The organism is Streptomyces sp. NPDC092296, assembly GCF_044755465.1.
Classification (GTDB): Bacteria; Actinomycetota; Actinomycetes; order Streptomycetales; family Streptomycetaceae; genus Peterkaempfera.
Genome location: NZ_JBIVRB010000016.1, coordinates 133,809 through 139,940 on the forward strand (window position 1 = coordinate 133,809; position 6,132 = coordinate 139,940).

Here is a 6,132-nt window from a genome sequence, read left to right on the forward strand (position 1 = left end):
TGCGGCAGGGCGTCAGGAGTCGGGAGCGATCAGACCGCGCTGGTAGGCGCGGACGAGGCGGCGGGGCACCAGATACCGCGTCCCGCTGACGACGATCGGCACCAGGTCGGGGGTGGTCGCCTTCCACTGGGCCCGGCGGTGCCGGGTGTTGCTGCGGGATGTGCGGCGCTTGGGGACTGCCATGGCGGCTCTGCTCCTTGGGCTGGGTCAGCGGGCTGGGTCAGCGGGCTGGCGGCGGGTTCAGGCGCCGACCGGCCGCTGTGCGTGGTCGTGGCTGTGGTCGTGGCTGTGGTCGTGGTCGGGGTCGCTGCCCAGGCCGTGGGGGTCCCAGGCGGGGAAGGGGTCCTCATCGCGGGCCGGGTGCCGTTCGGCGTCGTCCAGCAGGCAGTGCCGGAGCGCGGCCTCCAGCTCGGCCGCCCGCAGACCGGTCCCGATGAAGACGAGCTCCTGACGGCGCGTCGCCTCGTCGCCGTCGGCCGGGCGCACCCCGGACGGCTCGAAGCGCGCGACGGCGCCGGCCTGGGACCACAGACCGGTGACCGCCGGTCTGGTGGCCAGGTGGAAGAAGCCCTTGGAGCGCAGCACGGCACCGAACTCACCGCTGTCCAGCCGGTGGGCGACCAGGTCCCAGAGCCGGCCCGGGTGGAAGTCCCGGTCGGCGCGGAAGACCAGGCTGGAGATGCCGTACTCCTCTGTCTCCGGCACATGGTCGCCGTTGAGCTCCGCGACCCAGCCGGGTGCCTCCTGCGCGCGGGCCAGGTCGAAGCGGTGCGTCCCCAGGATGTCGGCCGGCGGCAGTCGGCCGTGCTCGGTACGGACCACGCGGGCGGCCGGGTTGAGCCGGCCCAGCACCGCCTGCAGCCGGTCGGCGTCGGCGGCGGTCACCAGGTCGGTCTTGTTGAGGACGATGACGTCGGCGAACTCCACCTGGTCGATCAGCAGGTCGCTGACGGTGCGCTCGTCGTCCTCGTACTGGTCCAGGCCGCGCTCGGCCAGTTCGTCGCCGCCGCGCAGCTCGGGCAGGAAGTTGGCGGCGTCCACCACGGTGACCATGGTGTCCAGCCGGGCCAGGTCGCCCAGGGTGGCGCCGTCGTCGCGCGGGAAGGCGAAGGTCGCGGCCACCGGCATGGGCTCGGAGATGCCGCTGGACTCGATCAGCAGGTAGTCGAAGCGGTCGGCGCGGGCGAGCCGGTCGACCTCCTCCAGCAGGTCGTCCCGCAGGGTGCAGCAGATGCAGCCGTTGGTCAGCTCCACCAGCCGCTCCTCGGTGCGGGAGAGGGCCGCCCCGCCGTCGCGGACCAGCGCGGCGTCGATGTTGACCTCACTCATGTCGTTGACGATGACGGCGACCCGCAGGCCGTCCCGGTTGTGCAGGACATGGTTGAGCAGGGTCGTCTTGCCCGCGCCCAGGAAGCCGGAGAGCACGGTGACGGGCAGCCGGGTCGGTACGGAGCCGGTCGCCGGTGCGGTCGCCGGTGCGGTCGCCGGTGCGGTCATCGGGAGGTGCCCGAGGCGTAGGGCAGCAGGGCCATCTCGCGGGCGTTCTTGATGGCGGTGGCCATCCGGCGCTGCTGCTGGACGGTGAGCCGGGTGACCCGGCGGCTGCGGATCTTGCCCCGGTCGGAGACGAACCTGCGCAGCAGCTCGGTGTCCTTGTAGTCGATGAAGGTGATGCCCGCCGCCTCCAGCGGATTGGGGCGGAGGCGGCGGTCCTTGGGGTGCGCGGGTCGCTTGGGCACGGGTGGTTCCGGTCCTTCTGGTCGGGTGGTGGTGCGCGGCCTGGTTCAGGCCGTCGGGGCGAGCAGGTCCTCGAAGGCGTCCGGCAGCGCGCACCAGCCCTGCTGTCCGGCGGCGAGCTCGTCGTCGGTGAGCAGGCAGGAGTCCAGCAGGCCGGTGATGCCGTCGGTGTCCAGGCCCTCGGCGGTGAAGCTGAGCTGCTGGACGCGGTCGCCGTACAGCGGGTGCCAGTCGAGGGCCGCCGCCGCGCGGCGCTGCGGCGGGTAGGACTCCCACTGGCGGTCCGTCAGCGCGGTCAGCCAGGGTCCGCAGTCCTCGACGGCGAGGTTGGCGCCGGCCGCGTCCCAGGCGAGCATCAGTCCAGGCCGGTTGGCGAGCCAGAAGCGGCCCCGGCTGCGCTGGGCGGCGGGGACCAGCTGCTCCAGCGCGTCGTACAACCGGCCGGGGTGCAGGGGGCGGCGGCGCTCCCAGAGCAGGGTGGCGACGCCCGCTTCGTCGTGGTCCTGCGGCAGCAGGGCGAGCGCCGGGTTGACGCGGTCCCGGGCCGCCGGGACGTCGAACCCGGCGAGGGCCGCGCGGGTCAGCGCGCCGCTCCCCAGCCGGACGGCGCGGGCCAGCGGGTGGAGCTGGCGCAGCATGGCCAGCCCGGCGTGCAGCTCGGGGGCGCCGGCCGCGTCGGCGGCCCGGGGGACGGCCAGCACGGTGGCGTACTCGATCTGGTGGGCCAGGGCCTCGGCCAGGGTCCGGCCGTCGTCGGTGCTGGTGTGCAGCCGGTGCTCGCGCAGCTCGTCGGGGACGGACAGCTGCGGGAGCAGCAGCAGCGGATCGACGGCCGTGACCACCCCGGCCACCTCCAGCGAGTCGGCCGCGTCCCGCCCGCCGACCTCGCCGCCGGCGATCATCTCGACGGCGGGGTGGGGGTCGCTGCCGCCCCACAGCTCCACGATGGCCAGCCGGTGGCTGCCCGTGTCGGCGATGCGCAGCAGCTCGGGCAGCAGGTCCTCGCGCAGGGCGCAGCAGGGGCAGTCGTTGGTGAAGTCGGTGTGGGTCCGGCTCGGCGGTCCGTCGGCGGTGCGCAGGTCGCGGCGGACCCGGCCGCTGTCGACGTCCGTGAGGTCGTGGTGGAGTACGACGGCGTCGCCTGCGGTGTACAGCAGTTCCTGGACGGCCTGGTGGCGGGCCGGCTCGTGCAGTCCGGCCACGACGACGACGGGCAGTCGTGTGTCCTGGGACACGGGGGCTTCCTTTCGGGGTCTCGCGCGGCGGTGGCCGCGCGGGTGGTGCGTACGGTGGGGCTACCAGCTGGACTTGCGTACGCCGGGGAGGAAGCCGGCGTGGGCCTGCTTGCGGAGGTTGACCCGGGAGAGGCCGAAGGTCCGCAGGTAGCCCCGGGGGCGTCCGTCGACGGAGTCGCGGTTGCGCAGCCGGGTGGCGCTGGCGTCGCGGGGCTGGCGGCGCAGCTCGCGCTGGGCCGCTTCGCGCTCCTCGGCCGATGACGAGGGGCGGGCGATGATGCGCTTGAGTTCGGCCCGGCGTTCCGCGTAGCGGGCGACGATCAGGCGGCGCTGCTCATTCTTGGCGATCTTGCTCTGCTTGGCCATGGGAGTTCAGACCTTTCCGCCACGGGCCCGGATGAGGGCCACCGCCTGCTCGATGCCGATCCGGTCCACGGTCTTGATGCCCTTGGCGCTGAGGGTCAGCCGTACGTTGCGGCCCTCGCTGGGCAGCCAGTACCGCTTGGACTGGATGTTGGGGTCGAAGCGGCGGGGGGTGCGGCGGTGCGAGTGGGAGATGGCGTTGCCGAAGCCGGGTTTGCGGCCGGTGAGCTGGCAGTGGGCGGACATGGGGCCTCCGGGGTCGTGCGGTGGTGGTGCCGTGGGCAGTACATTAGCGAAAATCGTTTTCATTTCCAACTGCCACCCTGAGCGGCTCCGGCTGGCCGATTTGCCGGGTCGGCAAGGAAGCTTGCCGAGCGATGAGCCGCAGGCGCACTGTCCCCCTGAACGGAGGTATGTCGATATGACTGGACAGTTGGAACAGCACACGCCTGCCGTCCCCGCCGGCGGGGAGCGGCACTATGACGTGGTGGTCGTGGGCGGCGGCGCCGCCGGGCTGAGCGGGGCGCTGACCCTCGCCAGGGCGCGCCGCTCGGTGCTGGTGGTCGACGGCGGCCGGCCGCGCAACGCCCCGGCGTCGCACATCCACAACTACCTGGCACGCGAGGGAATGGCGCCCTCGGGGCTGCTGGCCACCGGCCGCGAGGAGGTGACGGGGTACGGCGGCGAGATCCGGCAGGGCGAGGTCGCATCGGTCGAGCGCCTGGCGGCCGGGGGCTTCCGGGTGCTCCTCGCTGACGGGAGCGCGGTCACGGCGCGCCGGCTGCTGGTGGCCACCGGCCTGGTGGACGAGCTGCCGCCGGTGCCGGGGGTGGCCGAGCGCTGGGGGCGCGATGTGCTGCACTGCCCGTACTGCCACGGCTGGGAGGTCCGCGACCTGCCCATCGGCGTGCTGGCCACCGGACCGCTGGCAGTGCATCAGGCGCTGCTCTGGCGGCAGTGGAGCCAGGATGTGACGCTGTTCTCGCACACCGCGCCCACGCCCGGCGACGACGCGTACGAGCAACTGGCCGCCCGGGGCATCGCCGTGGTGGCCGGGGAGGTGACCGGCCTCGCGGTGACCGGCGACCGGCTCACCGGGGTGACCCTGGCCGACGGCCGGGAGGTCCCCTGCCTGGCCCTGGTCGTCGCGCCGCTCTTCACCGCCCGCGCCGGGGTCTTCACCGGCCTCGGCGTCGAGGTCGTCGCACAGGAGGTGGCCGGGCAGCCGATCGGCAGCCGGGTCGCCTGCGACCCGGGCGGGGCGACCGGCGTACCGGGGGTGTGGGTGGCCGGCAACGCCGCCGACCCGACCGGCACCGTCATCAGCGCCGCCGCCGACGGGGTGCGCGCCGGCGGCGGGATCAACGCCGACCTGGTGGCCGAGGACACCCGCCGAGCCGTCGCCGCCCACCGCTCCCCCTTCTCCCCGCAGGCGGAGCGGGAGGTCTGCGCACGGGTGCTCGGCGACCGCCGGCACGGCCTGTGACCCCAGGCCCGTAGCAGCCCGGTCGGGCCGCCCCGGGGAAGCCCGGCGGCGGCCACGCCGATCCGGGGGCCGGCGGGAGTCGGTGCGTGGTCGAGGACACCTGAGGCAGGTCCAGGCCGGATCGCGCTGGCCGCCGGCGGGGGTGTCCTCGTCCACGCCCGTGTGGTCGGCGGTGGGACGCGTTACGCCAGTCGGTGGAGGTCCGTGGTCGCTGTCGGGCGAATCGCGGTAGTTCGCTCGTCGGGTCATCGGCCAAGGTCCGCCGGCAGCGCAGGATGGTCCGGCGCGGGGTGGCCCTTGGACGACAGGAGAGCGGCGATGTCCATCGACCTGACGGAGACGTCGATCACCGAAGCGGTGCGGAAGACCTTCGACGGTGCGGAGGACGAGCGCGTCAAGGAGTTGTTCATCCGCCTGGTGCAGCACCTGCACGACTTCACGCGGGAGGTGCGGCTGACCGGTGCGGAGTGGTTCAAGGCGATGGATTTCCTTGAACGCGTGGGCAAGACCTGCACTCCGACCCGGCAGGAGTTCGTCCTGCTGTCCGACCTCCTGGGCCTGAGCGTCCTGGTGGACCTGATCCACCATCCGGGTGTCGGGTCGGTGACGGATTCCACGCTGCTGGGCCCCTTCTACGTCGAAGGCCGCCCGACGGCGCAGAACGGATCGGACATCTCCGGCGGGGTCGGGGGGACTCCGCTGTTCTTCGACGGCCGGGTGCTCGACCCGGACGGCAACCCCGTGGCCGGCGCCAGGGTGGACACCTGGCACAGCGACGGGGAGGGCTTCTACGACGTGCAGATGCCGGGCAAGCTGCACGGCCGGCTGGCCATGCGTGCCTTGCTGACCACCGACGACGAGGGGCGGTTCTGGTACCGGTCGGTGGCCCCGCGCTACTACCCGGTTCCGACCGACGGACCGTGCGGGGAGATCCTGCGTGCCGCGAACCGGTCACCGATGCGCCCGGAGCACCTGCACTTCTGGTTCCACGCCGAGGGCTTCGAACCACTGATCACCATGCTGGTCCGCAGCGACGACCCCTATGTGGAACGGGACGCGGTCTTCGGGGTCAGGCGGTCGCTGGTGGTGGACTTCGTCCCGCACGACGCGGGGGAGACCGCTCCGGACGGCACCCGTGTGGACGAGCCGTTCCAGACGGCGGAGCGGACGTTCGTACTGGCCCCCAAGGAGCACTGAAGGTGTCACGCGCCCCACTGCCCCGTTATGTTTTCCGCGGCTCCGCAACGGGGCCGCTGGCCTCCGGGCCCGGCATGACTGTTGCCCCCTGTCGAAGGCATGACCTGGGGGGTG

Annotated in this window: 8 protein-coding genes; 2 read left to right on the plus strand and 6 right to left on the minus strand. The window is 73.3% G+C overall.

Features of this window, described 5'->3' with window-relative positions:
• Positions 1 to 12 precede the first annotated feature (12 nt).
• Genes rpmF through rpmB form a run of 6 tightly spaced genes read right to left on the minus strand, consistent with a single transcriptional unit; the run spans position 13 to position 3,581 of the window.
• On the minus strand, positions 13 to 183 hold the full coding sequence (gene rpmF, locus ACIQGZ_RS25720; protein ID WP_402606004.1) for a 50S ribosomal protein L32: 171 nt from the start codon (positions 181 to 183) through the stop codon (positions 13 to 15).
• A gap of 57 nt (positions 184 to 240) precedes the next feature.
• Positions 241 to 1,497, minus strand: a complete 1,257-nt coding sequence (locus tag ACIQGZ_RS25725; RefSeq protein ID WP_402606007.1) for a GTP-binding protein — start codon at positions 1,495 to 1,497, stop codon at positions 241 to 243.
• A complete protein-coding gene (gene rpsR / locus ACIQGZ_RS25730) occupies positions 1,494 to 1,739 on the minus strand; it encodes a 30S ribosomal protein S18 (RefSeq protein WP_402606009.1) in 246 nt (81 codons plus the stop codon). Before rpsR ends, ACIQGZ_RS25725 begins: the two co-directional genes overlap by 4 nt.
• Positions 1,740 to 1,784: 45 nt before the next feature.
• A complete protein-coding gene (locus ACIQGZ_RS25735) occupies positions 1,785 to 2,972 on the minus strand; it encodes a CobW family GTP-binding protein (RefSeq protein ID WP_402606012.1) in 1,188 nt (395 codons plus the stop codon).
• 60 nt (positions 2,973 to 3,032) lie between these two features.
• Positions 3,033 to 3,338, minus strand: a complete 306-nt coding sequence (gene rpsN / locus ACIQGZ_RS25740) for a 30S ribosomal protein S14 (protein WP_402606015.1) — start codon at positions 3,336 to 3,338, stop codon at positions 3,033 to 3,035.
• A 6-nt stretch (positions 3,339 to 3,344) separates the two neighbouring features.
• Complete coding sequence (gene rpmB, locus ACIQGZ_RS25745; RefSeq protein ID WP_402606017.1) at positions 3,345 to 3,581, minus strand: 50S ribosomal protein L28; 237 nt, start codon at positions 3,579 to 3,581, stop codon at positions 3,345 to 3,347.
• A 187-nt stretch (positions 3,582 to 3,768) separates the two neighbouring features.
• On the opposite strand from rpmB, the gene ACIQGZ_RS25750 reads away from it, so the two are divergent.
• Positions 3,769 to 4,821 (plus strand): NAD(P)/FAD-dependent oxidoreductase, encoded by a 1,053-nt coding sequence (locus ACIQGZ_RS25750; protein WP_402606020.1) that lies wholly within the window; start codon positions 3,769 to 3,771, stop codon positions 4,819 to 4,821.
• 318 nt (positions 4,822 to 5,139) lie between these two features.
• Positions 5,140 to 6,018 (plus strand): dioxygenase, encoded by an 879-nt coding sequence (locus ACIQGZ_RS25755; protein ID WP_402606022.1) that lies wholly within the window; start codon positions 5,140 to 5,142, stop codon positions 6,016 to 6,018.
• Positions 6,019 to 6,132 lie beyond the last annotated feature (114 nt).

Bases quoted from the DNA above. Each gene is read 5' to 3' on its own strand.
- rpmF (WP_402606004.1), bottom strand. From the start codon at position 183: ATGGCAGTCCCCAAGCGCCGCACATCCCGCAGCAACACCCGGCACCGC.
- ACIQGZ_RS25725 (WP_402606007.1), bottom strand. From the start codon at position 1,497: ATGACCGCACCGGCGACCGCACCGGCGACCGCACCGGCGACCGGCTCC.
- rpsN (WP_402606015.1), bottom strand. From the start codon at position 3,338: ATGGCCAAGCAGAGCAAGATCGCCAAGAATGAGCAGCGCCGCCTGATC.
- rpmB (WP_402606017.1), bottom strand. From the start codon at position 3,581: ATGTCCGCCCACTGCCAGCTCACCGGCCGCAAACCCGGCTTCGGCAAC.
- ACIQGZ_RS25755 (WP_402606022.1), top strand. From the start codon at position 5,140: ATGTCCATCGACCTGACGGAGACGTCGATCACCGAAGCGGTGCGGAAG.